The following is a 1761-nucleotide window of genomic DNA, read 5'->3' on the forward strand; positions in this document are numbered from 1 at the left end:
TATATTCTCTTGAGATCCCGGTAAACGTTTTCATGTACCCCAAGTGCTAATAAAATCCTTAATGTCGGATCCCATTCATAGGCTAAAAGAAATTGTTGGTGATTTATTTTAAATTTGTACACATACACTCCAATTAAATCACCTTTTTTCTCTTCTCCAACATTGGGATTATTGACATTGGTCCGACCCCTATATGTTACTTTGTCGATTCGATAATAATATTTACTTAGTTAAATCTGAATTGTTTTGTAAACGCTGCTTCGTACGAAACCCGGTTCCTTTCGCTTCTGCAAAATCCAAGTCATATAAAACACGAGAGTGGATAGGATTTCTTAGCTCAGAACCCGTATCATCATATTCGTCCAAAGACTTCAAAGAATAACCTGCATTTCGGATTTCCAGACGGTTGCTATAGCGCACAACAATTGTTGTGCTGACATTATAATTGTTCATAATTATTACCAACTGGCCCGGATATTGATAACCATTGTGTGTCTTAGTTACAATAAACGAATAAGTATTCCAAATGAGAGAGCCCATGTTCGAAAAAGAAACCTACAGTTGGAGCCATGAGTGTCAGGATGAACACACTAATCTTGCCTTTCTAGCAACTAATTTTCGCTTGACTATAACAGTCGAAGGGCATAAGAAGCCAATCCAGCTAGCAAGAGATGGTAAAATTGTAAGTATCTATGGTAGTTGTGCGCTTTACTGGCAACACTACAGTACGATTGAATCAGTTATTGCAGGTGCACCGACCCATGTACGCAATGGCTGGCTGGACACAGTGCACAATTTTCAAGAGTCAAAACGTTCATTTTATGTGCCAACGTAGCAACTGTTTTGAATTTTAATTTCAAGACAGTTGCTACTTGCAATGTCTCCGGAAAACTATCATAAAGAATTCATGAAAGAGCCTCAGAGGCTATGCTGACAGTTATGAAAGCAAAGTCTCGTTGTTAGTGGAATGCTTATTGACCTCCTAATACTGATTTGCTATTCAATCTTCAAATGTTAAGGCGCCTTAGTTCTCTTCTGCAATGATTACCAAACCGTTGTGTTAAATATGCCTGATGCTCAATATCAGTTTCTTGTGTTAATGCCAGCAAGATTTAACTGATTGGGGTTTGTTTTATTTTGAGCAGCTTGGATTCGTCTTTCAAAACCACCTAAGCTCCTTCATTTCACGTTAAAATCCCTACCCTATTCACAGACTTATCCACAGAATTTGTGGATAAAATTAGTTTTCATTACCACATAAAATTAGATTAATCCCTTGTGGGAATTGGGCTGTTGATTTATTGGTTGTGGATTAATTAAATATTCAGTATGTTAGGCCGTAGAGTTATACACAGGGGTAGAATTCTTGATATGGAGTTACTCCGAGGAAATATTAACACATTCCTCTCCTATTTCCAGCGCAGCACCTTACTTTTTTTTAAACTATTTTAAACAAACTCCTATTGACTTTTATGGGGCCCAAATGAATAAGGCTCTTTTTTCAACGAGCACAATATGTACAAAGGAAATAGGTTCATATTTCATCGTTTACTGTGTCATAAAACGTGACATAGCTGTGGCAGCACCACGCTGTTCTAGGCAGTTTTATGCAGTATTTCTTGAATATGATGCATCGCAAGGCATTGATTTTAAAAGAGATTAAATATTGACTGTCTGGCTACGAACCAGGGGGTCGGAGGTTCGAATCCTTCCGGGCGCGCCATTTTTTATCCTTATAAATCAATTAGTTACACACTCAAG

At 37.7% G+C, this 1761-nt stretch carries 3 protein-coding genes; 1 reads left to right on the forward strand and 2 read right to left on the reverse strand.

The window, feature by feature from the left end; genetic code table 11:
* Both Lwal_RS18030 and Lwal_RS05050 read right to left on the reverse strand, forming a co-directional pair.
* Positions 1-209: type II toxin-antitoxin system RelE/ParE family toxin (locus Lwal_RS18030; protein ID WP_095197534.1), on the reverse strand; the 209-nt coding region annotated here is incomplete at its 3' end.
* A gap of 13 nt (positions 210-222) precedes the next feature.
* Positions 223-453, reverse strand: coding sequence for an ATP-binding protein (locus Lwal_RS05050; RefSeq protein WP_157737789.1), 231 nt, complete (start codon positions 451-453; stop codon positions 223-225).
* A 73-nt stretch (positions 454-526) separates the two neighbouring features.
* On the opposite strand from Lwal_RS05050, the gene Lwal_RS05055 reads away from it, so the two are divergent.
* Positions 527-835: a hypothetical protein gene (locus Lwal_RS05055; protein ID WP_133141285.1), complete on the forward strand. Its 309-nt coding sequence runs from the start codon at positions 527-529 to the stop codon at positions 833-835.
* Positions 836-1761 lie beyond the last annotated feature (926 nt).

It is taken from the genome of Legionella waltersii, from assembly GCF_001468085.1.
Lineage (GTDB): Bacteria > Pseudomonadota > Gammaproteobacteria > Legionellales > Legionellaceae > Legionella > Legionella waltersii.